Below are 23,644 nucleotides of genomic sequence, written 5' to 3'. Positions count from 1 at the left end.
CTCTTTTAATTCTTTCATTTTTTTTCGAATCTATCTTCAATATACGCATTGCTTTTTTGTAAGGATCCTTTTCGAAGAGAAAACCAGAATAAAAAATATTTTTTTAGGCTAGCTTCATGAGTCAAAGCACAGTAGCAGTAGGAAGGCAGAGCCTTTCTAAAATTATTTCTGGAACTCTAATGATCGCAGGATCTGCGATCGGCGCAGGAATGCTTGGAATTCCTCTGCTGACAGCAGAGGCTGGCTTCTGGCCCTCTCTCGTCATCACCGGGATCGTCTGGCTCTTCATGCTATGCACAGGCCTCCTCTTTTTAGAGGTGACGCTCTGGATGCCGGGAGGATCGAACATTCTCTCGATGTCTCAGAGATTTCTTGGCAAGAAGGGCAAGGTCATTGCTGGGTTCATGTTTATCTTTCTCTACTACAGCCTGATGGTCGCTTACTTTGCAGCTGGAGCCCCTCTTGTATCTGGATTTATCAATGCTACCTTTGGCCTAAATTTATCTGGCATTCTTAGCTACGCTCTATTCGGAGTGATTTTTGGAGGAATTGTAGCGATCGGGGCCAAAGCGATTGAACGCGTCAGCGTATTCTTAACTATAGCAATGGTTGTCGACTATTTCATCATGGTGGGAATGGGCTGTTCCGACGTCGATATGGGCAATTTTCAAATTAGCGAGTGGTCTGCTGTCGCCTTCTCTCTTCCAGTTCTTTTTAGTGCGTTTGGCTACCACAATATTATTCCTTCTCTATGCGACCACATGAGCCGCGAGCGGAAGACGCTAAAGCTCTCCATTATTCTGGGAACCTCCGTTCCCTTTCTGATCTATGTCGCATGGCAGTGGCTTGTGATTGGAGCAATTCCACAAGCAGCAGTACTTGCTGCTCGCGAAGCGGGACAGCCCGCTACTCAAGCGCTTCAATCGATCTCTGGTGGCTCTTCCATCTTTCTCGTTGGTCAATACTTCGCCTTCTTCGCGATCGTGACATCGATGCTTGGCGTCGCTTTCTCTCTCGTAGATTTTATTGGGGATGGACTCAAGGTTAAGCGTGAAGGACCCTCTCGTCATTTTCTGGTGTTTCTTACCTTCTTCCCGCCATTTCTCTGTGTGGTGTTTGATCCCACGCTCTTCGATCGAGCGCTCGGCGTTGCTGGGGGATTTGGAGAGGCCTTTCTAAACGGCCTTCTTCCTGTGATGCTCGTCTGGATGGGTCGTTATGCTATGAAGCTCCCATCCGATGATGCGCTTCCTGGAGGGAAATGGACTCTTGGGCTTCTTCTGCTCGTAAGTCTTTTTGTTATCTGCCTCGAGCTCTTCCTAATCTTCTCCCACTAGGAGAAATAGGTTCTTTTTTGGAGTGCGGCGACTCGGCGCCGCTTTTCTCGAGATCGACCTGGCGATCTCTCTTTTGGGAAAATCGACAAGTCGATTTTAAGAAAAAGCGGCGCCGAGTCGCCGCACTCCAAAAAAGAACCTCTCTGACACAAAATTCCCTTATTATCGGGTTAGGGTGAGGCTTCTTTTCACGGGTGAAAGGGTGCAGGTGACATAGTCTAGGAAGCTGAGCTTTGGCTGTGTGGAGAGCTCGCTTAGATAGTCGGTGCACTTCTCTGTCGTAAGAGGGGAGGCGAGCGCCTCTCCCGGTTGTCTCACTTCTATCGACTTCAAAGCAGGAAGAGTTTTAACCAGAGTCGTCATCGCAATCTTATACTTGCCAGCCTCATCGCGGTTGATGATAAGCGTCTGCACATTGGGGAAGTTCTGCCCAATCTCCGCTGTCTGCTCTTTGCGCAAGGTGGCCATCAGGTTGAATTCCAGAGAGGTGACATGCGCCGAGGAGAGGCGCGGGATGCGGAAATTGCCGCAGACAAATTTATGCACTGGAGGGAAACAGAGAAGTAGTGTTCTCACTCGAACCTGCTCTCCTTTCAAGGCTGCAGCGAGGATTTTAAGCGCGCTGCACGGAACATTTTCAGAGAGTGAAAGAGTTTGTAAATTCAATACTGAGACTGCTCTCATTAAATTTTGCGCAATCTCAATGTCCTCAGTTGGATGCAGAGTTTTTCCAAAAGAAAACATACGTAGATTTAGATGACGGCCTCCAAGAGCTGCTAAGTATTCCCTAGCAAAGGGCTCTTCATTTTCTACGCGATCTTTTCTCGACTGGTTCATGAGGAGTTCGTCAGTCGAGTAGGAGTGCCTCTTGCTGCTCCACTCTCTGCAAACGGTTAGAGCCGTGCAGGTTGTTCTAGGATCGAGATAGGTAAAAACTGTTTCTATTGTATCAAAAGGTAGTTCGGGTGTCGCTCGAGAAGGTTTCAGTGTGGTGCTGGTCATAAGAGTAGTGCAAATTTTAGTAGATAGAACGCTAAATTTTAAATTTGCGAACAATTATGGTCAACTAAACTATTTAGAAATGCGAAGATTTCTTTTGTAACCTGAAATTTTTAATTTGCTTCAAATTAAAAACTTTAATTACGCAGGTATTCAAAGAGAGAGACCTGCTCTACGGCAGTATCCGGTGTGTAGGACTGGGTTTTGTAGTAGGTGTAGGCAGCCTGTTTTTGTGCAGGTGAGAAGCGTATGTAGCGCTTGCGGTGAAAGTCAGAGAGGTTCGAAGCGAACTCTTCTTCTGAAACGATCTGCGGCTCCGGTCTCTTGTAGAGTTCGCTTGCAGGTGTCCAGCAGTTTCTGTGTCCAGCTGAGAGAGAAGAGAATAGCAGTGTCAGAGTAAGTAGTGTTAAAAGGCGCGTTTTTTTCATATTAACCTCTTTTTTTTCGGATTGTATTTAAATTCTATTATTTTATCCAGCTTCCGTCCCAGTAGTGAATCGCATAGGATTCATCCTCTGCCCAGGTCTCTTTAACTGATCCTTGGAAAGTCCCGTTGCGCTCCGCAGAGGGAAGTGGATAGAAGTAGCTTGAAGGAAGAGCGACATTTTTGTGCGTATCATCGCTCATTGAAGCGAGAAAGATCCGCGTTACAAGACCTGGTCCCGTGCGGGACTGGATGAGATCGAAGTTGTCTCGTGGACCTTCTCCAGAAATCGACTCTATGCACTTTTTAAGAATAGGATGCCTTGGAGCAGCAGCGATAAGCGCATTTGAAAGGCGAGGAGACTGAAACTTTTTTTCGATGCTTTCAAGTCCGATGTAAAAGTCGCAGAGCTGGTGGAGGAGATCCATCGGCCGGAGGCATTCAAAATCGGTATCGACATAGAGTCCTCCAAACTGGTAGAGAATCTCATAGCGAAGGATGTCCGCCTTTTCTCCCCAGTTGACAGCACTCTCAAAGAGATCGCGGTTTTGCATCTTTAGCGCTTTAGCGCTCTCATCTGTCCAGAGCCTGTACTCCCAGTCGGGATGGTGCTTCAGCCAGCTCTTTTGAATCTCTTTATACTTTTCTGGGAGAGGGCCGCCTAACCAGATCTGGTGGATGATCTTGGGAATCCGCGTCTCACCAGTCGCTTTACCATCCAGAATATTTCTCTGGTAGAGCTCTCTGAGCGTCTTCCAACGCGAATCTTTACGGAGTTTTTTAGAAATAATCTTAGTGACAAAGGAGGGGTCGCGTTTTGCCATGCTCGCTTCAAAAGGGATGAGGCGCTCCTGCTTTAGAAAAATGTTGTGCTCGACGTTGCGCATGAAGTAGAGCGAGGCGGCTCCTCCCACAACAAAGAGAAGAATGGATGCAACCTTCCAATAACGAATCATTTTCATTGAAGTAGCCCTCGGATTTCAGCTTGAAAAATTGCGTAGGCGAGGAAGGGGTCGCGCAGGGGGATCTTCTCCTCTTCATCTTGCTTATTAATGATGATAAGGTAGCCCTGTTTAAAGCCCTTTTTAATTTCTGCTAAAGAGAAGGCGTCGATCGACGCGATCGCTTCCGACTCTTCAGGTGTCGCTTTATCTTGCTTTACCACTTGGGCCATAAAAATAGGCACGATCGAATTTGTAAATCCCGTGTCAACTGCCATTTCCCCAAGATTGTGTAGTTTTGATATCTGCATTCCGGTCTCTTCTTTGACCTCTCTTCTCGCGGCATCCTCGCTGCTCTCACCAGTATTAATCCCTCCGCGGGGCAGCTCATACTCCCAAGAGCGTGTCGCGTGCCTGTAGTTGCGATTTAGCGCGATCTTACCATCTGCAAGAAGAGGCATGACAGCGATGCCAGCGGGGCCCGAAAGAGACTTCACCCAGAGGAATCTCCCGTATACTCCCTCTTTACCAGAGGGGAATTTCACAGGATCATTAATCCAGATCCAGTACCTATCCTGAGCGACAATCCCGACCTTGCGGCCGCTGCTTTTTTCAATCTCTTGCATGCGAACAGGATCGCGCACGATCTCAATTTCTCCCTGCGTAGCATCTCCATCCGGACCAAGTGCAGCGGGGTACTTGTCTAGAAGCCGGAAATAGCTTTCTGAAGCAGTTGGCTGGCTTGCAGCGCACGAAGAGAGTGCAAAAAGGAGATAGGGAAGTAAAAAGCGCATTTGAGTCCTCCGAAAGAAGGGGTATTTTCATAAGAAGATCTTAAAAAGTAAAGTCGAGTTATAAGTTGTTAATAATAAGAATGATATGGTCAAATTATTTGTTTAAAAAATGTTTAAAATAATTAGTTTATATGATATAATTAATTTTAAATAACGAAGGATGTGTGATTATGACAGGTTTTATTAAGCAAGAGACCCTAATTGAGCCAGGTCTCTCTTTAACGCCAATTAAAACAAAGACCGAGGCCGAGCTTCTGGCAGACAAGGCTTCAGATGCTGCCCAGAGAGCGCTCGATGCAACTCCCGTAGCAAAAAATACACAGGGTTCAGTCTTTACTTTCGACCCTCCTGAAGCAATAGCGGGCGTAACTGAGCTCCACACGGCTTGTGATAAAGGCGATATAGAGCGCGTGAGAATGCTGCTCAGCACAGACTTCGGCAGATCGATGGTAAACGCCTTAGATGCCCAGGGCCTCTCTCCGCTTCACTACGTGGTCTATGGAATTAATAGAAAATCGACTTGTGATCAGCGAAGAGCCTCTTTAAAGCTTGTGAGTCTTCTTCTTCAACGCGGAGCGTTAGTGGATCAGCGAGACGGTTTTAAAAAGACACCTCTGATGCACGCCTGTGAAATGGGCTGGGTTGAAGCGGTTGAACTCTTTACCTCTTTTGGCGCCGATACAAACTTGAGTACAGGAACGGGAGAGACCCCTCTCATATTATGCGTAGAAAATGGTGAGGATGAGATCATTCCAATTCTGATAAAGCATGGTGTTAAAGTAAATGAAGTAGATCCCATTCTAGGACGGACGGCGCTGAGCGTAGCCTGCAAATGCAACTACACGTCGATAGTCAGGGTGCTGCTCGCAAGCGGTGCGGACCCGAGTCTTGGTATTTCTGAAAAGGAGCATCAGCCCTTTCCTCCTCTGCTCCTGGCCTGCATGAACGGGAATTTAAAGATGGTAAAGCTTCTTGTGGAAGCGGGTGCGGACGTCAATGAAGGGTTCACCCGTGCAAAAGAGGCTCACACTGCCTTTTCTGCAGCCTGCGGTGTCGAAAAGAACGATGAGGTGATTCAGTACCTGATTAAAAGCGGCGCCCGTCCTGAGCTTGGGTCTGCTACAGGTGAGTTAAACAAGGTGATTGCAAAGCATCCTCAATACCAGAAGTATTTGAAATCTGAAAAAGATGCTCAAGCTCTCTATGCAAAGAGAGTTGCTCTATCCAATTCTATTGGTAATCGCGCAGGTGCAAGCATCGCCTATGAAGCCTGGTTTTCTCAGATCTTCTTTCACGATTTCGCAGAGACATTAAGAACAGCTGAGATCGATGCGCGTATTTCGCTCAAAGAGGTTTCGCGGGCTTTTTCAAGGGCTTCGCATCGCACCTTAAATCCAGTTACAACAACAGCCCATATCCAGCGCGGAGAGCTTGTGATCATTCCTGCAGGATGGCACGGTCACGCCATCTCTCTGGTTTTTTACAAGGGGTATCTTGCAGTGATAAATCGAGGTGAGGGAAGCGAGGATCATAGCACGGCTGAGTTTTACAAGATTGATAATAGATTGATGAATCAGAAGCTTCTTGCAAACATCGTGAAAATGAAAGAGACGGGCTCCGTAAAAAAAGGAGTAAAGCTCTACTACCAGGATCTGCCTAAAGCGCTCTCGCCATCTTCAGACGGAGAGATTGTGCGCGATAAGCTCTGTCTTGAACTCAGTAAAGAGGTGGCTCTGCCCTCACAAGAGGTGGGAAACTGTCCTCAGGCCTCAGCCGAAGGGACGATTCCCGCTGCACTCGCACTTCTTGGAACCGTGGGTAACTACCGCAAATCGCTTGAGCCCGAAACTCTTGCTGCAGTGATGAAGACAACGCATGAGATCACGCTGAAGAAGAGATTAGACTATCTCGAAGCCTACCTTGCCGCTCATACAGAAGAGAGCACTGTTGACACCTACCTAGTAAAGACCGCATGGGCAAAGATCATGAGCGATCTGAAACGCAACCCAGTATCTCTTGCTAGCTATCCGCTCATCAAAGAGAGGCTCTTCGATCCAGAAACGCGCACATTTAGGCAGAAGGCTTCCGCCTCTATCCGTTCTGGCCTTTCAAGGCTCAGAAACGGGCTTGAAGGCGCCCTCGTGAGCGTAGTAGAGCAGATGGTTCCTGCCTACTAGTGTAGCTTACTGGCGATCTCGATGAGAATCCCATTCGGATCGCGGACGTAGCCGACTGTCTGTCCCCAGGGCTTCTCTTTTGGAGGGGCAAGCGGCGCAGCACCTGCCTTCACAGCCTTCTCATATGCTTTTTCAACGTTATCTGCAGTGAAGGTAATTTCGCATGCAAATGGTCGTTTTTTAGGGTCGTGTTTAAGGCACCCTTCTGGAAGGTTGCTCTCTGCAAGCTCTTCCGCTGCAAAGGCGATTGATGTCGCGCCCGTCTCGAGCTCGGCATAGGCGCCGCTCTCATGAAGAAATCTCGTTTTAATGCCAAATGCGCGCGCATAAAAATCGATGGTGCTCTGCACCTCTTTCACGTAGAATATCATGTGAGAAAAACTAATCATTGTGAACCTATGTCTAAATTAATTTCTGAGCTAGAGAGAGCCTTTGCAGCAGCTGCAGATCCCCAGAGCGCTAAAAAACAGTCCGCCTATCTTCGCAACTTATTCCCTTTTTGGGGAATTCCAAAACCGCAGCGCGCGCTAATCGAGAAGAAGATTTTTGCAGAGATCAAAATGAGAGATTCGGAAGAGCTTGAGCGCACTCTTGCGCTTCTCTGGCAACGAGATGAGAGGGAGTTTCAGTATACGGCGATAGCACTTGGAAAGCGGTATAAAAAATTCTGGAGCCTCAAGACGCTTGATCTCGTTGAAAAGATGATTCGAGAAAAGTCCTGGTGGGACACTGTTGATGATCTCGCCGCGAATCTAGTGGGGCCTCTTGTAAAGGCGCATCTTGAGCTCGCTTTGCGGATGGACGCTTGGATAGAAGATCCCTATCTCTGGATTCGACGCACAGCTCTAATTTTTCAGTTAAGATGGAAGAAGGAGACCGACACCACGCGGCTCTTTGGCTACTGCAAAAAGACAATGCATGAGAAGGAGTTCTTCATGAGAAAGGCGATCGGATGGGCTCTTCGCGAGTATTCCAAGACGGAGCCCAAACAGGTCTCAATATTTATCAAAGAATCTAGCACGCTCCTCAGTCCTCTCAGCATCCGCGAAGGCTCTAAGTATCTATCCTGTTAGAGGATGGGGTCGGGATAAAGGCTGACTTGAGAGTTTAAGAAGGTCATCTGCTTCAACGTCACAATTGAAAATTTGCCGTTTTTAATCTGTTGGCCAAGATTGTTTAGCCGGATTCCGAACGCGCTGCTTTGAGCATCAAAAGTGCAAGCCTCATCTGTAGACGCAGCTTTTAAGAACTTCATATGAGCGTCTATCGCTACGGATGCAGCATTCCAGATCTCATCTTTCGAGCAGAAACTTGATCCGATGCACTGAGAGTAGAGTAGGCCATAACGCGGTTGTTTCCTAATGAACTGCTTCCTTAACTCCTCAATTTGCAGGTTAAACCTAATTTCAGCGATATCGTTTGAGAAGAGAGTGGTATCTTGGGCTGCCGACTTAGCTAGCTCTTCCTTCCTTCTTATTTTCAATAGCCGGAGAAGCTCGATGTAGCTATCTCCGTATTGTGGTGTCAAACTAATCGCTCTTCTTAAAACTTTCTCTGCGAGAGCTAAATCATACGGAATAAAATAGGGGCTATCCGCAGCAGGCCTTGTTTTTGTTGGATTCATTAAATAACGTGCATATTCGCAGAGAAGCTCTCCAGACTTACTTAGAAAATTCTCTGGACTCTCCACGAGTTTAAGAATCTGGCAGAGCTGCAGATTTTCATTGGGCCTCTCCCCTTGTAGAAGTTGGGAGAGAAGAGCCCAATACGCTCCCTCATTCATGTGATCTTTCTGACACAAAGCCACGGTCTTTAGCGCCTCTTCATTTAAGCCTTCGCATGCGAGAAAGAGGATGAGCTGTTTTTTTACAACCCAGAGCTGCTGTCGGATAGACCGCGCGGTTTTTACTTGAGGAACAAACCCTCGAAGATGCTGCTTAGCTTGATCCGTCCGCCCGTGTAGCTCGTAAAGAGCAGAAGTTCCTGCAATGCACACCGCTTGCTGGTTGATAGGCACATCTCTACTTTGTGTGATTTTTGAGAGAAGCGGAGAGATCTCTGAAAAAGGGGCTCCTTTCAAAGTGAGAAGAGCTGCGTGCTGGAGATCGACCTTCCATTGGGCGCTAGCAGGTGCGTGGAGTCTGGCGCTTTTAAGAGCTTTAAATGCTTTATCCCAATTCATGTTTTTTGCGTAATGGTCGGATAGAAGAAGAGGCCAGTTTAAGAGGTCTTCGGCGCTCACAGACTTTGTTGCAACCTCAATTACAGCAGCGGAAGATGTTTTTAATGCGTTATGGATGTGGAGCAGAGCTGCAGAGTGAGCATAGACTCTTTGAGCCAGGCGAGGCAATTTCTCTATGTAATCGATAGCGGCTTCATATTTCTGAGCCAGGACTCTATCGACAATCCCTCTATTTTCTACGTCAGTCAGCGAAGTTTTCTCTCGACCTATGGGGCTCGACTCTAAAGAGAGTGCAAAGCTAGATGGAGATGCAGCGCCCTCCCTTTCTGGGGAAGATCCTCTTGAGGGAGTGCTTTCTGAGGAACTTTGGGGGGAAAAGAGAGGGGAGGTAGACCTGCTGGAAAATGGGGAGTAGGTCGGAGAAGAGGCATTTTGCACAGGGGTGCGTGAGATGACACGGCTAAAAGCTCTCTGTACCAGAGGCTTCTCATCCGGAAAGAGGGCTTTGGCCATGAGCTGCCTCGGCGCAGCATCTGGTTCCTCCTGAGACTTTGTCTCCTCTTTTTTGGCTTTAAAGAGCGTTCTACGATCAACAAAAAAGGTAGGAGCATCCTGCTTTGAAGAGTCGGGAGGAAAATTTTGATCATCGATGATCTGTAGAGAGCTGAGAGGCGTAAGGAATTGCAGTTGAAGAGGTCGAGTTGGAGTTGTTGACATTTTTTTTATCCAGAATGTTTTTGAAAACCAATACTAATGTTTGTTGATAAAAACAAACAATATAGAAAATTAAATTAACTAAATTAAAAAATATGGATTTAATTTAAAAATTTAATAAATATGCAGTAAAAAATAGACTTGCAGTAAAAAGCTGTAGGAAATAAAAAGTTTTTTTACGCTTTGAAAGAGGTTGCGCATGAAAAATGGGATATTTAGATCGACAACGTTAAGCCTTGGAACACTGATTTTCTTGGGAACCAATCTCTCTGTTGAGGCGCTGCTGGCTCCTCGCGTCTCTGGCGGAAACGCGGAAGTGGTGGCAAGAACTTTAGATGAGATTAATCCCGCAGCCGGAACCGATCTAGGAAATATCGTGGGGATATTAAATGGGCTGAGCAATGCCGGGCTAAAAGTTGCGCTAAATCAGATGCAGCCCTCTCTTTTCAACGCGATGGCACTTTCACAAGAGAATAACAGCATTCGCGTCTCTTCAGCGGTAGACAAGCGGATGGAGAAGCTCTACCTCACAGACTGCACGCGTGATTGCAGTCCCAATAAAAGGATCGCTTTTTGGGGAGATCTCTTTGGAGATCTGGCTAAACAAGAGAGCATTCAGAGTCAGACTGGATTCCATACAAGCACAGGCGGAGGCCTTGTGGGGATGGACTACGGCTGCCTGAGCAATTTTTTTGTAGGCGCAAACCTGGCCTACACATGTAGCGATGTAGATTTCAGAAGCTCTGCAGGAAGCGGACACATCAGTAGCTATTACGGTGGTATCTACTCAACCTGGTTTAACGAGCTCGCCTACGCTGACGCCTCATTTATCGGGGCATACAACCACTATAGAGCTTCGCGCAAAATTGAGTTCACAGGGGTAGATCGAAGGGCAAAAAACCAGCACAATGGGGGAGAGTTCGATGCTCGCATAGAGGCTGGAATCTTCTTTCCGTTAAAGGGGTTAGATCTCCGACCCTTCGATACACTTGAATATATCTACGTCCACGAGGGGAGCTTCTCCGAAAAAGGAGCTCGGAGTTTAAATCTCGATGTAAAGGCAAAGACATCAACACTACTGCGCAATGAATTAGGTCTTGGAGCCGCAACGTGCTTTACCTTTAACAGATGGAGCCTAGCTCCTGACGTGAAGCTCAGCTGGATTCGCGAGGTGCGTTTTGGTGGTGGCCGCACAAGAGCAGAATTCGATGATACAGATGTCTCATTCGGAGTAAATGGGATGAAACCCATTCGAAGCCTACTGGGCACAGGAGCAGGTCTCACAGGCCTGTTTTTGCAAGAGAGACTCGCAGCTACCGTTCGTTACAACGGTGAGTTTCAAGAGCACTATTGGGACCAGAATATCAATCTGCAGGTCTCTTTCGCGTTTTAAAAACTTTAGTTTTTTTGAAGGATTGAGAAGGCATTTGCTTTTTCAACGGTTATTTTTATTGAAAAATTAGGAGAGCTATTAATGAACAGAAGATCGCTGACACTTAGCATTGCGACGCTTGCACTGCTCGGTGTGTATTTCCCCACTGAAGCTGCCCAAATCAACTGGAAATCGCTACCTGTAAACGGAGTATTAGATAGCAGCAGCAACTGGGCTACAGGAGTTGTTCCAGGAGCATCGGATCAGGTTGTCTTTTCAACCTCATCGATTACAAATCCGACAACAACACTCAATCTCCCCGTTGGAGAGTTTCACTTTACAAGCAGCGCGCCATCTTACCAGTTCTCTCTGGTGGGAGCGCACGCGTCGCTACGCTTTTCTCAAGCTGGGGTGACTTCAGATCCCGGAGCTGTCCTTCAAAGATTTACCGTTCCTAGTGGGGGGCAGATCTTTTTTAGCAATAGCGCCTCTGCAGACTCTTCTGCAGCCGGGATTGTAGACTACGTGATTCAGAGCGGGGATATTCAATTCACAGATGCGAGCCATGCTGGCAAAGCCACTTTTGATTTGAGCAATTCGGGAGTCGTGAGCTTTCATGGAACTGCGTCTGCAGGAGAGGCGCGTTTTAACAGCGTAAATGCCGGGCAGATCATCTTCGGAGATAGCTCCTCTGCGGGGAGCTCCGAGATCAATGTCACGACAAGTTCGGGTTCTCAGAATAACTTCATCCAATTTCTTGAAAATTCAACTGCCGGTGATGCGACGCTGACTCTAAGCGGGAATAACTGTCTGGTCCAGTTTCTTCAATCGGCATCTGGAGGCAGCTCCTCTATTAATCTCAATTCAAATGCTAGCTTGCAGATTCTGCAAAACAATAGATTTGGTTCGATTAACTCAGATGCTACGAGCAGCATTCAGTTTGCGCACCGCACGCTCCAAACAGGGAGCGATAACAGCGATGCGACGCTAGCGGGGGTTCTCAATGGCGGGAATTTAACAAAGGTGGGGACAGGAGTCCTGAATATCACAGGAAATAACCCCTCTTTCGAAGGAACCGTTACTATCAACGACGGAACGCTTGCGCTTGCTGGAAATCTCGGAGGCGCAACAGGCGGCAGTTTTGTTGTGAACTCCACTGGAAGACTCCGCATCGATCAGAATAGTACACTCGGATCACTTGCAAGTGATGCCACTGGCAGCGTTGACTTTCAGAATTTTAATCTCCAAGTAGGAGGCAGTGGAAGCAGCACGACGGTTGCTGGGCCCTTTGTTGGACCCGGAAATCTAACGGTAGTCGGCGGCGGTCGATTGAATGTCACCGGAAATAATCCAACATTTTCTGGAGAGGTTACAGTCGATGGAGGAAAGCTTGCTCTGAATGGAGCGCTTGGCGGCAATTTTTCCGTGAAGAGTGGCGGCGTTCTATCAGGCACGGGCGCAGCTCATGGGCCGGTTGTAAACCGAGGAGTCGTCTCACCAGGGAATTCGATTGGAACGCTCTCTGTGGGCTCCTATGACGCAGCAGCAGGATCCATAACAATGATAGAGGTTGGGGAGACAACTGCTTCTAAAGTTGCAGCGACAAACGCACTGGGTACAGGGATAGTGACGATTGAAAATGGAGCTGAACTATCTCTTATTTTTGAACAGGGAGTGATCTACCATCCAGATACGGTCTACCCAATCATCACCGCGACAAATGGATTCACCGACGCAACCCATTTTTCGACAGTAACGGGACTTCTTCCAGGTTATATTACCGAGGTGAACTACCTGCCGAACGAGGTGCAGCTCGCACTCGCTCGCTTTCATTTTGCGGAGATGGATCCTATGGGGGATGCTCCAGAGATTACCGCTGTTCTCGATGAGTTAAATCTTCCTTTTGGTTCCGATCTCTCCAGCGTGATCGGCGCTCTTCAAGTTTTAAATGGTGTAGATCTCAGAGAGGCTCTCGATCAGATGCGCCCCGCGCTTCTGAATGCGCTTGCGCTCTCTCAAGAGAATAACAACACACGTGTGACGCAAGCCATTTCGAGCAGGATGCAAGAGCTCTATCTCACCAAGTGCACACGGACATGCGACCCAGTAAAACGAGTTAGCTTCTGGGGCGATCTGTTTGGCGATTTCGCCAAGCAGCAGGCGATTCAGAAACAGGTGGGCTTTAACGCAAACACTGCTGGACTAGTCACAGGAGTCGACTATGGCTGCTTGAATAACTTCTTTGTGGGTGCAAGCGCAGCGTACACCTACACGGATATCGACTGGAAAGCGTCGCGAGGTAACGGAAGCATCAGCAGCTACTATGCCGATCTCTATACAGCCTGGTTTAATAGTTTTGCCTATGCCAATGCTTCTCTTCTCGGCGGCTTTAGCCACTATGAGGCTTTCAGAAAAATTGACTTTTCAAACTTTCATCGCAAAGCAAAGAACAATCATAATGGCGTCGAGTATGATGCGCATATCGAGGGGGGCTTTCTCTTTGGCTTTAAAGGGATAGAATTCAGACCCTTTGACTCTCTAGACTACATCTATGTACACGAGAGGGGCTTCTCGGAAAACGGAGCTTCAGGCTTTAATCTCAAGCTTAAGTCGAAAACCTCGAATATGGTGAGGAACGAGCTGGGGCTTGGTATTGCAAGATGCTTCGCCTATCAGAAGTGGAGCCTGATTCCAGATCTTAAGCTTAGCTGGATAAGAGAAGTTCGCTTCAAAGGCAAGCACTACAGTGTGAAGTTCAAAGATGCAGGCGACTCATTTACCGTGTCGGGAATGAAGCCCAACCGCTCTCTCTTTAGCCCAGCGCTTGGACTCTCTGGGCTCTTCTTGGATAAGCGGCTTATCGCCAATCTGCGATACGACGCTGAAATCCAGGAAGACTACTGGGATCAGAACGTCAACGCCCAGCTCTCCTACGCCTTCTAATCATGAGCCCTCTTTGTGGAAGAGGGCTTGCGCAATTTCGGCCTCCTGCTTAAATTTATTATTTTTCAGGAGGCTTTCTCATGTTCAAAAGACTATGTGTAGTTTTATTGCTTCTCATCGCTGGGTTGGATGCAAAGCAGAAGATCTGCCTAAACATGATCGTCAAAGATGAGAGCAAGGTGATTACCCGCTGCCTAGACTCGGTAAAGCCTCTGATCGACTACTGGGTGATTGTAGACACTGGGTCGACGGATGGGACGCAAGAGATCATTCGAAAGCATATGAAGGGCATTCCTGGAGAGCTTCACGAGAGGCCATGGAAGAACTTTGGAGAGAGTCGCAGCGAGGCCTACGATCTGGCAAGAGGGAAGGGGGACTACATCCTGTTCATGGATGCAGATGACACTCTGGAGTATAAAAGAGGATTCAAGTTTCCAGAACTTAAGCACGAAATCTATGACATGTGGAGGGGATCCAAAGAGTTCTCCTATTTAAAGCCTCAACTTGTGAAGGGGGATCTGCCCTGGAAATGGGTTGGAGTTACCCACGAGTATCTGGGCGGAGATTTTCCTCACGTAACTGACGTTCTGAAAGATATCAGATACGTTTCGGGAGATGGAGGAGCACGCTCCAGTGATCCTAAGAAATTTCTCAAGAACGTGCAGCTCCTAGAAGATGGCCTGAAAAAGGAGCCATGGAATAGCCGCTATGCTTTCTATTTGGCAGAGAGCTATAGAGACGCTGGAGAGAAGGGGAAGGCTCTTGAATGCTACCAGAAGAGAGTAAACATGGGAGGTTGGGAAGAGGAGATCTTCTGGTCAAAGCTTCAGATCGCGCACTTGATGAGAGACATCGGCCTTTCACCCCACCTTGCCATTGAGGCTTATAAACAGGCGCACGCCTATCGTCCGCACCGGATGGAGCCGATCTACTATCTCGTTCAGCTCTATTGCGATCAGGGCGACTATAAATCTGCATATGAGTATCTCAGGCTCTGTGATTTCATCCCAAGGCCAGAGCAGCGCGACGCTCTCTTCAATGAGAATTGGATCGAGGATTACGGCCTTCTCTTTCAGAAGTCGATCTGCTCATATTATGTTGGCAACTATCAAGAGTCGATAGACCTCTGCGACAAGCTTCTGAAGATATCAAACCTGCCCGCCGAGCTGCGCAAGCAGGCTAAAGCAAACCGCGTCTTTCCCGTTGAGAAGCTCCGCGAAAAGAAGACAGCCAAAGCAGAGTAAGAGATTTTCTTTCTTTGACCGAACGAAGAGAGGTCCCTGGAGTGCGGTGCTCTGCACCGCCTTAATTTTTTAAGGTTTCACTGGCGATTCTGCTTAAGAAAAACCCAGGGCGGTGCAGAGCACCGCACTCCAGGGATTTCGCTTCGCTCAATCAAAGAGTAAAAAGTGTTTTTGGAAGAATCGGGAGAAGGCAGAGCCCATTTGGCTGAGTTCCAGGGTGGGATTTGTTCTAATCATGTAGATGTCCTGAGTCAGCTGCTTTTCTAAGAAGACCTCTTCATTTTCATACTGGTGATTTATGATGATTAGGCCGAAATCTAGCTTTGGAAAACGCTTCTTAAGTGTCTGATAGAGTTTAAGAGAAAAGTCCTCATCGATTTCAAGGGTATGAGTGAACTTGAAAAAGCGGTGGGGATCTTCGAGAGAATAGGTAGATGCCTGTCTGATGAAGAAGACCTTTCCTTTATAATCACTTAGGCTTCTAAATCTCTCGATCCTTCTCTGATATTTGGATCTCATCTTTTCTAGGTTTGCAGCGTAGCGCCCCTCTCTCCAGTCTCCCTCATGCAAGAATTCGAGGTGGTAGTAGTTGTGCAAGAGCGGGCCTCCACCGATCTCGTAAACAACAAGATACTTCTCATTTAGAAAAACGAGAAAATCCTCCTCTATGATTTCAAGGAGCCTCTCTCCATCGACGGAGCAGATCCAGTCGAAGGGGAAAGCTGCCTTTCTCAATCCGCATTCTTGCAACATCAGTACGGGCCGGCAGTGGGAACCCAAACTGACAAATAGAGGCTGCTGCAGAGCGTTAGCTGAGATAGTTGTGATAAGAAAAATAGAAAAGAGAATCCAACTACTCATATTTCGCTTCGATGTCGAACCACTCTTTGGGACACGCATCTTGTGTTGGAAAACCCTTAATCCAGAGGCTGGGGCATATGACGATCTTGTTCGGGTTCTGATTTAGCCAGGCGCTCCACCAGCCAAAGCTCGAGTTGGTGATGATATTATGTTTACAAAAGCTCAAGAGATAGAAGTCGATGTAGTGTGGCTCATTTTCAATAAAAACCACATTTTTCACCCAGTGAGGGATGCTCTTCTTTGCGAAATCCAAGTTATTGCTGCTCACCACAAATAGTGCGGATTTAGGAAATACGGCCATCGCCTTTTCCAAGTAGTCTCTCCCATACTGGGGATAGAGATCTTCTGTAGGAAATTCAAACTTGTAATAGCGGAGCTGCACGCCCACAGTGTTTGGATGCTCAAAGAGCCACTGGTACTTCTGCTTCATATAAGCAAGATCGTCTGGATGAGGAGCAAAGAGCTCCAGGAGGCGCTCCCTGTGGTGAGCAAAGTACTTTTCCGACTGAAAATACCCGATCATCCGCATGTTGGGCTGATAGGGGATAGGAGTGTAGGCATAACTCGGCTCATTCCATTCAAAAGAGATATTCTGGTGTGGAGGCCTTCGATTCACTCTGAAGAAGACGCGCTGGTAGACAGGAGAGGAGGATCTGAAGCTAGGAAAGTAGGGATCAACTCCATTATCCCATGCGAGGGCGCTTGCAGCGGCCACTTGGAAGAGGTTATTTCCTAGTTGTCCATAGATATTGGCAATGACGAAGCCCTTCTCTTCTTCCGCTCTGCAAAAGCTAGAAATGCATAGGAGGGCAGCTGCGATAAGCTTAAGCTTCATGGTTCTCCAGAGAGAGGCGCTTGTTTCCAGAACGTCTCGCAGATCTCAGGGTAGTTTGTCCGGATAAAGTGCTTGATAGTGTTATCATGCTCTTTATTGAACTCGTGATAATGCTGCCAGATATCGCGCTCTTCGATGCCAAAGCTCTTATTTCTCGGGAGGCGGATCTCGTGGAAGAAGTTCTCGTCTCTCATGGTATAGTGGTTGATGCGTATGAACCTGTCACAAACAAAGCGATCGATAATTAAGTCATGAACATAATAATCAACGTTATCTAAGTAGATCTCTTTATGCCTTATCGGCTCTCCGTCTCCATTCAAATATTGATCCTCTCCTAGAAGAGTGTAGTGGTGGATATTCCAGATGTCATTGACATCCGAATACTGGACGCGGTCTGGTTTTACGATGCTCTTTCCCACAGCATTTCGCGGATGCCACCTCTCTGCACATGCAGTGAGTTTAAAGAGGATAGGCTCATCCTCTTCCAGATAGACCTTGCCAGTCCCGAAGACGTTCCAGTTGATGTAGACGCCTGAAGCATGAGAGAAGTGTTTGGATAGACACTCCGTTACGGTTTTCTCTTCTTTTGGCAGGAGAAACTCATCGATATCGATAAGAGCAAGCCACGTTGTAATGCCGCTACTTCTTCCAAGTGCATCGCGATACGCCATGCGCTGATAGTGGATAAAGTCGAGGGGAGTCGGAATCGGCCAGTTGATGATTTCGACAAGCCCCTCTTCAATGTAGGGCTTGAGTACCTCTTCCCAGTTGTCTCTGCTCGAATCGTTATACATCCAGAAGTGCTCAACACCGACCATTTTGTGGTATTCGATCCACTCTTTTAGATAGGGCCCCTCGTCGCGAAAAATTGCAGCAATTGAGAGTTCGTACGTGGAGGAAAAACAGGTAGAATTTCCGAAAATGAAGAGAAGAAGAGAAAGAAATAGTGATTTCATGGATAAAAATTGACGAAGAAATTTTTTTTTGTCAATTTGTTCCGTATTAAAGAACTCCTTCCTAAAGAAAGGAGATTCTCTTCGGCTAAGGATAAAAGAGAAAATGAATCCCGCCTAGACCCGGCCCTGAAGGAGCCGGGATTGCGGCGAGGGGCCGTTCAAGAGGTAAAAATAACATGTTCAATCGATCACTCGCAGCGCTAGTACTCAGCTCTTTTTTTACACTTCTCTCAGCAGGAGAGAGCATCACAGGTGCAGATAGAATCTATCGGGAGACCTGTCTTAAAGCTGTTCAAGATGGCTACGTCTTTCAAAACTTTCGCTCTCTTTCAGATTATGCGCACGTTTTAGAAGTAGGTGCAGGAGGAGATTTTGCGACACATCTTCTTCAGAATGGTTCGAAAGAAGTTCTGGAAAAGATGCCGGCATTTCAAAGATTAGAAGAGTTCGGAAATCCTGCAGTTAACTTCTATCCAGGAATTGGGAGTTTTTCTGGGACAACTCTGCGCTACATTGCGATTGCAGACCAGATGCAAAAGTTCTTCTCTCTGCCCGAGAATGCAACAGCAGTGGAGATTGGAGGAGGCTTCGGCGGGCAGTGCTTCATCCTCTCTCAGCTCCAAAAGTTCTCGAGCTATTACATCTATGACCTTCCCGAGGTTACACCCCTCGTTGAAAAGATGATGCGCTCCCTCTCAGTTTCTCATGTGATCTGTATGCCAATCCAGGCCAATATCAATGAGGAGAAGATCGATCTTTTCATCAGCAACTACGCCTTTTCCGAGTGCGATCGCCAAACTCAGCTCGACTATTTTGAACGAGTGATCAAAAAGGCAGATCGTGGATATCTCATCTATAACCAGATCGCAGAAAGAGTCTATAGGCTCGACTCCCTCTCTCCCGCAGAGTTTATCAATCTGTTAAGAAAGAATGGCGTCCAGGCAAGAATCTACAGCGAACCTGTGCTTACCGATGTCGACAATCTCGTTATCATCTGGGATAAGACGCGATGAGGGTTTTGTTATGCTTTCTGCTCTTCTCTTCCACGATTAATGCAGATAAAATAGACATTCTTGCAAATTTTACACTAGATGAGCTCTGTCCTGGGTCTCAAATTGCTGAGACGACGGGGTTTGATACGCTCTCTTGCTACATGCCGTTTAGCAGATATATCTATTCGACCTACTCGCCAGACGTGAAGAAAATTTTTCTTATGAATAATTTCTGGTCTGTTTCCGAAGTAGCAAGTCTGCCAAAAAAGAAGTTGGTTCTTTTTATTTGGGAACCCGGGGGTGTCTCTCCAACCTATTGCAACTTCTTTTCGCGGGTTTATACCTACAATGATAATCTTGTGGATGGAGTGAAATACTTCAAATTCTTCTACCCTGTCTTAACTCCCATGTGCTCCGATCTTCCAACCTTCGATCAGAAGAGACTCTGTGTGATGGTCGCTCATAGCAGCACGAAGGAGCGCGTTGATATGGTCAGATTTTTCGAGACCAAACCCGAAGATGAGTTTGAATTTTATGGGCTAAATCCGATCACTCTTAGCGATAGATATCGTGGAGGCATTCCAGGTCATCCTCTTAGCCAGACGAAGTTTGAAGTAATGAAGCAGTTTCGCTTCTGCGTATGCTTTGAGAACTCATTTATCAACGGCTACATCACAGAGAAAATTTTTGCTTGCTTCGCAGCAGGATGTATTCCGATCTACTTAGGGGCACCGAACGTAGAAAAATATATCCCTAAAGAGTGCCTTATCGACTACCGCGACTTCCGGGACAACGAGGAGCTCTACAGCTTTATCAAAACGATGCCAGAAGAGGTCTATGAGCGTTATCTGAGCAACATTCGAAAGTACCTTGCGAGCGAGAAGGCGCATCTCTTCTCCTCTGAACACTTCAGTGAAACCATTAAAAAAGCTGCGCTAGCAACTGGTCGGTAGTATGCGATTTTTGATCTGCTGGATCGTTGGTGTAATGACGCTCGTGTTTGGGAGCGCAACTTCATACGCCGATATTTATAATGAGGAGGGTGATCTTTTACATAGTGCAGATCCTATTGTCGTCACATTAGGTTGCGATTGCATGATTGCACTGCAGCTTAGAGCCGCAAATTTGCGAAGCGCAGCTTTTCCCTTTGACTGGAACTTTTCCTTTATTATCGACAGAGTTGTCGAGCTCCTCGATGAAGATTTTGAGCACTACTTATCTCCCAACTATCTATGTTTAAAAAAATCTGAAGTTATCAATACTCGTTATACGATCGAGTTTAAACATGACGGCCAGTTTTTCGATCCAGGAAGCGGGAAGATCTCGAATGAGATTTATGACAAGTACCAGCGAAGAATTGCTAGGTTCAGAGCACTAAAAAATTATCCTGGAAAAGTGATTTTTATGCGGTCCGCCTTTGATTACCACCGCTTTCCTTTTCATGATTATGGAGATGAAAGAATGGGTAAAATCGATGCGAAAGAGGCTGAGGCTTTAAGAGATGCATTAGCTCGATATTTTCCCAATCTCAACTTTGTTCTTGTTGTGGTGAATTATGATAGATCGCTTGCTGCTCCAATATCAGGAATCGACAGGGTTATCGAGTACAGAATTTCTTCGTATCATAAGCGAAAAAGTTACGAGCGAATTTTAACCGAACTTCTCTCTCCCAACTTATTTCCCTAGCTTTAGAGGTACGAGAGCTTTTTTTAGGGCTTCTTTGTCGAGTGTTGCGATCCACATCTCGCAATCGTCTTTGCCGTAGGCCACGTGGATGTGGGAGCCTGATGTGACAAATCCTCCTGGAAAGATCACCCTTTTTAAATGGTTGGATTTTGTGTAGAAATCCTTGCCGACAATCGGAAGCGTTGTGATCTGGGTGAGTCCAAAGGGAGGAGACGCTGAAAAGGTGTATGCCCCCATGAAGTAGTGCCAGCACTCTTCGCCCCATGAGACGTCTGAGTGGGCAAGGATGCCGGAGTGGAAGAAGGCGAGATACTCACCATCCACTAACATGGCTGGGGTGCTTCCTCGGAGGGTCCCAAACTCCCAAGTGATTGGAGCTTCGGTCTCGTATATGCGGTAGCACTCTCCACTTTTTAGATTTGGGTAGATGATCTCATGGGGATTGATCATATAGCTGAAAAGCAGGGTCTTATTCCACTCAAAAGGGGTCCAATTTTTTTGCCAAAATTGCTGATTGTATTTTTCTGTGTGGATGAGTTTGAGAGGAAGAGAGAGAGAGTCTGCTTTTTTCATACTTTAGCTCGGCGATATACATGTCGCGCCGGTCGCCATAGGTTGGATTTACTTTTTCTGTGCCGTCGTTGAATACGAGAAAGATCCTGTTTCTGTAGGAGAAGATCCGTGCATCTTCAGACTGAGAGATGGTCTTGCTGTACAAGGGGCGTGTAGTGAGGATCTCAGGACGGGAGATGGGTTCAAAAGAGCGGTCTAGAAGGACGACTCCAATATAGGCGAGCCAGGGCCTCGATTCGAGGTCTGGGCAGTGCCTGAAGCTCATCAGATACCCATCTTCCACTTCAAAAATTGAGGGGTTAAAGGCATTTGGGTAGTTTTCTAGTTCGATCTTTTTTGTCGCTACAACGATCTTCTGTTTTTCTGAGATGTGCTCTAGAGGAAGGAGTGCATGCGCGGCAGAGCAGAAGAGCGAGAAAACTGTTAAGAGAAGAGTGAAATTCATAAATTTAATTAATTCTGAGTGTGTTTAAAAAAAGTGGCTCCGCCACCCTCTGCTATCGGATAGAGCATCGATCTGATACTTTCCAGATTAAGGGAGCAGAGATAGGCTTCGCGGTCTTCGATTCCCACGGCTAAGAGAAGTTCTGTTGCGGTGTGATTTAACGACATGCTGCAGCAGAACTCGACGCCATTATGCAAGAATGTAAAGAGCTTCGAGAGCTTTTTAACTTTCAAGTTTTTGTCGAGATAGAGGAAGCGGTGCAGATAGCAGCGGTGGTAGTCGGCCGTCAGGATAACTTCATGCGTGAGCATTAGGTATCCATCGTCGAATTCTATCGGTGCCGCAGATCCTCTGAAACGGCCAAAATCACTGGCGTACTCTTCACTCACAACAGTTTTGCACTCTCCACTCTCCAAATCGGGCTTGTAGATGATGAAGGGGTCATAGGAGTAGATGAGCAGCAGTTCGCCATTCTTGATGAAGGGGAGCCAGTTCTTTTCACATCTGTAAGGGTCGGGTCCCTTTAGAGGAAGAAGCTTTTCGACTTGAATGACACCTTTCTCAGCACGATCAGCTAACTTGCAGAGAGAGATTTGAAAGTTTCCAGCAGGATTTGTATCCGAAGTTGTGCAGGTAAACCAGGAGGCCTGGTTATATCCAAAGATGCGGCAGTCATCCATTCCTTCGATATTGAAACTGTGTATGCGTTCACGAGGTAGATTCTCGATAATCTCATCCTGCGAGAGGAGCTTTAGATCTCTATCGTAGCGCGCAAGAAAGTTTCTCGTTTTAAAGATGCCGGTCTCATCGATCGTATTGAACTCTTTTGCTCCCACTTGAGTGTAGTTCACTGTTCTGCAGATAACCTCATATCCCGCTTCTGTCTTTCGAATAGAGGGGTTCATGGGATAGTAGCGCTCATCAGATCCCTTCTGAATAAGAGGTCTTTCGATAACAATAGGTTGGAAGCGCGCATGGGGAATGTTCTGAATATAGAAGAGGAGGTTCCTATAGGCCTGGTCTTTGCTCTGCCATGGTGCATTTTTCTTTAGTATGAGATCGTTTGCTGCATCGCCGCCCTCTTCTTTAAATCGCGTATAGTAGGCTGCGATCGAGATCTCCTCAGCTAGCTGGTAGTCTGAGAAGGGGGGCCAGCCAGAGAGTTGGAAATCGTGTCTTGGAATGCGAGCTCCATGCTTTGCGAAGAGATAGGCCAGATCGTTCTGACCCTTATGGCGATAGTAATTTGCTACTTTAAGCAGAGAGTCGGCACGCCCGGGGTTGTACCTAAATGCATCTAGGTACCAGAAGAGGGCGGGCTCCCACTGTCCCATCTCCTGATAGCACTCGCCGATCATATACCTTGAACACCAGGCCTCGTCGAACATTTCAGACCCGTTCAAGCGCATTTTATACCAGCCTATTGCGTCTTCGTAATGTTTCAAGGCTTTGTGTGTTTGTGCGAGATAGAACTGGTAGTGGAGGTTGTCGGGTTCATCCTGTATGCCTCGAACGAGGAGGGCCAGCTCACGCTGGAGCCTTTCTGCTTTGTAAGCAGGCGAGCCATGGTCTTCTATCGATAGAGTATGTAATTTTTCACTCTTATAGCTTCCCTTATGATCCCAATATCCGTGCACAGCGCCGATACTCTCCCAAACAAGCGAAGCGCGCAAGAGATGGGCATTAAAACTGCAAACCGAGAGAGTAGAAGACTTTTCAAGTAGGAGATATGCGTCTTCTTTTAGAGCCTCTTTTTTAAAGCCGGATCCTAGATTCAGCTTCATGTCTGCATTGAGATCCAAAAGGTAGGTGCTCCCTAACGGAAAACCAAGAGTCTTAACCACCTTCTGCGCAGCTTTTATCGAGAGAGTCTTGTCATGTGCTATGTTGCGCTGCTTTCCTTTGTGAATCGTGCCTGGAATACCCGTTTCAAGCAGAAAGTCCTCGACGATCCTAAGAGTCTCATCGGTGGATCCTAGATCGCAGATCGAAATGCAGTCGACGATATCTTTGACGCTATTTAAACAGTGCTCAATCACCGCCTCATCATCTTTTACGACCATCGTCAGGCAGATCTTTTTTTCAGGTTGAGAGGGGATGTCGGATCTAAGGTGAGGTTGAAAAACAAGAGAGAAGATAAGCAGCAGATAGGAAATTTTTTTAGACATA

21 protein-coding genes are annotated in these 23,644 nt (G+C 47.0%); 9 read left to right on the top strand and 12 right to left on the bottom strand.

Annotated features, from left to right (window positions below):
• Positions 1–116 precede the first annotated feature (116 nt).
• The gene (locus HYX48_06580; GenBank protein ID MBI2743565.1) at positions 117–1,337 is read left to right on the top strand and encodes an amino acid permease; all 1,221 of its coding nucleotides are present in this window, start codon (positions 117–119) and stop codon (positions 1,335–1,337) included.
• A gap of 162 nt (positions 1,338–1,499) precedes the next feature.
• Here the strand turns inward: HYX48_06580 and HYX48_06575 are convergent, their stop codons facing one another.
• The 4 genes from HYX48_06575 to HYX48_06560 all read right to left on the bottom strand — a co-directional run bounded on the left by HYX48_06575 (position 1,500) and on the right by HYX48_06560 (position 4,495).
• Positions 1,500–2,339 (bottom strand): hypothetical protein, encoded by an 840-nt coding sequence (locus tag HYX48_06575; GenBank protein ID MBI2743564.1) that lies wholly within the window; start codon positions 2,337–2,339, stop codon positions 1,500–1,502.
• Positions 2,340–2,473: 134 nt separating this feature from the next.
• Positions 2,474–2,764, bottom strand: coding sequence for a hypothetical protein (locus HYX48_06570; protein ID MBI2743563.1), 291 nt, complete (start codon positions 2,762–2,764; stop codon positions 2,474–2,476).
• A 37-nt stretch (positions 2,765–2,801) separates the two neighbouring features.
• Positions 2,802–3,722: a hypothetical protein gene (locus tag HYX48_06565; protein MBI2743562.1), complete on the bottom strand. Its 921-nt coding sequence runs from the start codon at positions 3,720–3,722 to the stop codon at positions 2,802–2,804.
• Positions 3,719–4,495, bottom strand: a complete 777-nt coding sequence (locus tag HYX48_06560; GenBank protein ID MBI2743561.1) for an NUDIX hydrolase — start codon at positions 4,493–4,495, stop codon at positions 3,719–3,721. Before HYX48_06560 ends, HYX48_06565 begins: the two co-directional genes overlap by 4 nt.
• A 170-nt stretch (positions 4,496–4,665) precedes the next feature.
• Between HYX48_06560 and HYX48_06555 the strand changes: the two genes are divergently transcribed.
• The gene (locus HYX48_06555) at positions 4,666–6,672 is read left to right on the top strand and encodes an ankyrin repeat domain-containing protein (protein MBI2743560.1); all 2,007 of its coding nucleotides are present in this window, start codon (positions 4,666–4,668) and stop codon (positions 6,670–6,672) included.
• Here the strand turns inward: HYX48_06555 and HYX48_06550 are convergent.
• Positions 6,669–7,058, bottom strand: coding sequence for a VOC family protein (locus HYX48_06550; GenBank protein MBI2743559.1), 390 nt, complete (start codon positions 7,056–7,058; stop codon positions 6,669–6,671). The two genes, HYX48_06555 and HYX48_06550, sit on opposite strands and share 4 nt — an antisense overlap.
• 12 nt (positions 7,059–7,070) lie before the next feature.
• On the opposite strand from HYX48_06550, the gene HYX48_06545 reads away from it, so the two are divergent.
• Entirely contained in the window at positions 7,071–7,745 is a 675-nt protein-coding gene (locus HYX48_06545) for a DNA alkylation repair protein (GenBank protein MBI2743558.1), read from the top strand.
• Here HYX48_06545 and HYX48_06540 read toward each other — a convergent pair.
• The gene (locus HYX48_06540; protein ID MBI2743557.1) at positions 7,742–9,571 is read right to left on the bottom strand and encodes a hypothetical protein; all 1,830 of its coding nucleotides are present in this window, start codon (positions 9,569–9,571) and stop codon (positions 7,742–7,744) included. The genes HYX48_06545 and HYX48_06540 overlap by 4 nt on opposite strands.
• A 196-nt stretch (positions 9,572–9,767) precedes the next feature.
• Between HYX48_06540 and HYX48_06535 the strand changes: the two genes are divergently transcribed.
• From HYX48_06535 to HYX48_06525, 3 genes are all read left to right on the top strand, one after another.
• Positions 9,768–10,961: an autotransporter outer membrane beta-barrel domain-containing protein gene (locus tag HYX48_06535; GenBank protein ID MBI2743556.1), complete on the top strand. Its 1,194-nt coding sequence runs from the start codon at positions 9,768–9,770 to the stop codon at positions 10,959–10,961.
• An 81-nt stretch (positions 10,962–11,042) separates the two neighbouring features.
• Positions 11,043–13,883 carry an autotransporter domain-containing protein gene (locus HYX48_06530; protein ID MBI2743555.1) on the top strand — a complete coding sequence of 947 codons (2,841 nt, stop codon included), beginning with the start codon at positions 11,043–11,045 and terminating at the stop codon, positions 13,881–13,883.
• An 80-nt stretch (positions 13,884–13,963) separates the two neighbouring features.
• Positions 13,964–15,127: a glycosyltransferase gene (locus HYX48_06525; protein ID MBI2743554.1), complete on the top strand. Its 1,164-nt coding sequence runs from the start codon at positions 13,964–13,966 to the stop codon at positions 15,125–15,127.
• 147 nt (positions 15,128–15,274) lie between these two features.
• Here HYX48_06525 and HYX48_06520 read toward each other — a convergent pair whose 3' ends face one another.
• From HYX48_06520 to HYX48_06510, 3 genes are read right to left on the bottom strand one after another with little or no spacing between them, the layout of a single operon-like run.
• Positions 15,275–15,988, bottom strand: coding sequence for a hypothetical protein (locus tag HYX48_06520; GenBank protein ID MBI2743553.1), 714 nt, complete (start codon positions 15,986–15,988; stop codon positions 15,275–15,277).
• Positions 15,981–16,823 (bottom strand): alpha-1,2-fucosyltransferase, encoded by an 843-nt coding sequence (locus HYX48_06515; protein MBI2743552.1) that lies wholly within the window; start codon positions 16,821–16,823, stop codon positions 15,981–15,983. The genes HYX48_06520 and HYX48_06515 overlap by 8 nt, the downstream gene beginning before the upstream one ends.
• The gene (locus HYX48_06510) at positions 16,820–17,779 is read right to left on the bottom strand and encodes a glycosyltransferase family 92 protein (protein MBI2743551.1); all 960 of its coding nucleotides are present in this window, start codon (positions 17,777–17,779) and stop codon (positions 16,820–16,822) included. The genes HYX48_06515 and HYX48_06510 overlap by 4 nt, the downstream gene beginning before the upstream one ends.
• 176 nt (positions 17,780–17,955) lie before the next feature.
• Here HYX48_06510 and HYX48_06505 point away from each other — a divergent pair, with 176 nt between their 5' ends.
• The 3 genes from HYX48_06505 to HYX48_06495 are packed head-to-tail and all read left to right on the top strand — an operon-like array spanning position 17,956 to position 20,457.
• Complete coding sequence (locus HYX48_06505) at positions 17,956–18,792, top strand: putative sugar O-methyltransferase (GenBank protein ID MBI2743550.1); 837 nt, start codon at positions 17,956–17,958, stop codon at positions 18,790–18,792.
• Positions 18,789–19,724, top strand: coding sequence for a hypothetical protein (locus HYX48_06500; GenBank protein ID MBI2743549.1), 936 nt, complete (start codon positions 18,789–18,791; stop codon positions 19,722–19,724). The genes HYX48_06505 and HYX48_06500 overlap by 4 nt, the downstream gene beginning before the upstream one ends.
• 1 nt (position 19,725) lies before the next feature.
• On the top strand, positions 19,726–20,457 hold the full coding sequence (locus HYX48_06495; protein ID MBI2743548.1) for a hypothetical protein: 732 nt from the start codon (positions 19,726–19,728) through the stop codon (positions 20,455–20,457).
• Here HYX48_06495 and HYX48_06490 read toward each other — a convergent pair.
• The 3 genes from HYX48_06490 to HYX48_06480 are packed head-to-tail and all read right to left on the bottom strand — an operon-like array spanning position 20,446 to position 23,643.
• Complete coding sequence (locus HYX48_06490) at positions 20,446–21,030, bottom strand: hypothetical protein (protein MBI2743547.1); 585 nt, start codon at positions 21,028–21,030, stop codon at positions 20,446–20,448. The genes HYX48_06495 and HYX48_06490 overlap by 12 nt on opposite strands.
• Positions 20,936–21,475 carry a hypothetical protein gene (locus HYX48_06485; protein ID MBI2743546.1) on the bottom strand — a complete coding sequence of 180 codons (540 nt, stop codon included), beginning with the start codon at positions 21,473–21,475 and terminating at the stop codon, positions 20,936–20,938. Before HYX48_06485 ends, HYX48_06490 begins: the two co-directional genes overlap by 95 nt.
• A gap of 8 nt (positions 21,476–21,483) precedes the next feature.
• A complete protein-coding gene (locus HYX48_06480; protein ID MBI2743545.1) occupies positions 21,484–23,643 on the bottom strand; it encodes a hypothetical protein in 2,160 nt (719 codons plus the stop codon).
• Position 23,644: the final 1 nt, after the last annotated feature.

Source organism: Chlamydiales bacterium, from assembly GCA_016185065.1.
Lineage (GTDB): Bacteria > Chlamydiota > Chlamydiia > Chlamydiales > Rhabdochlamydiaceae.
Note: the sequence above shows the minus strand (reverse complement) of the source record. Positions and strands in the feature narration are given on the sequence as shown.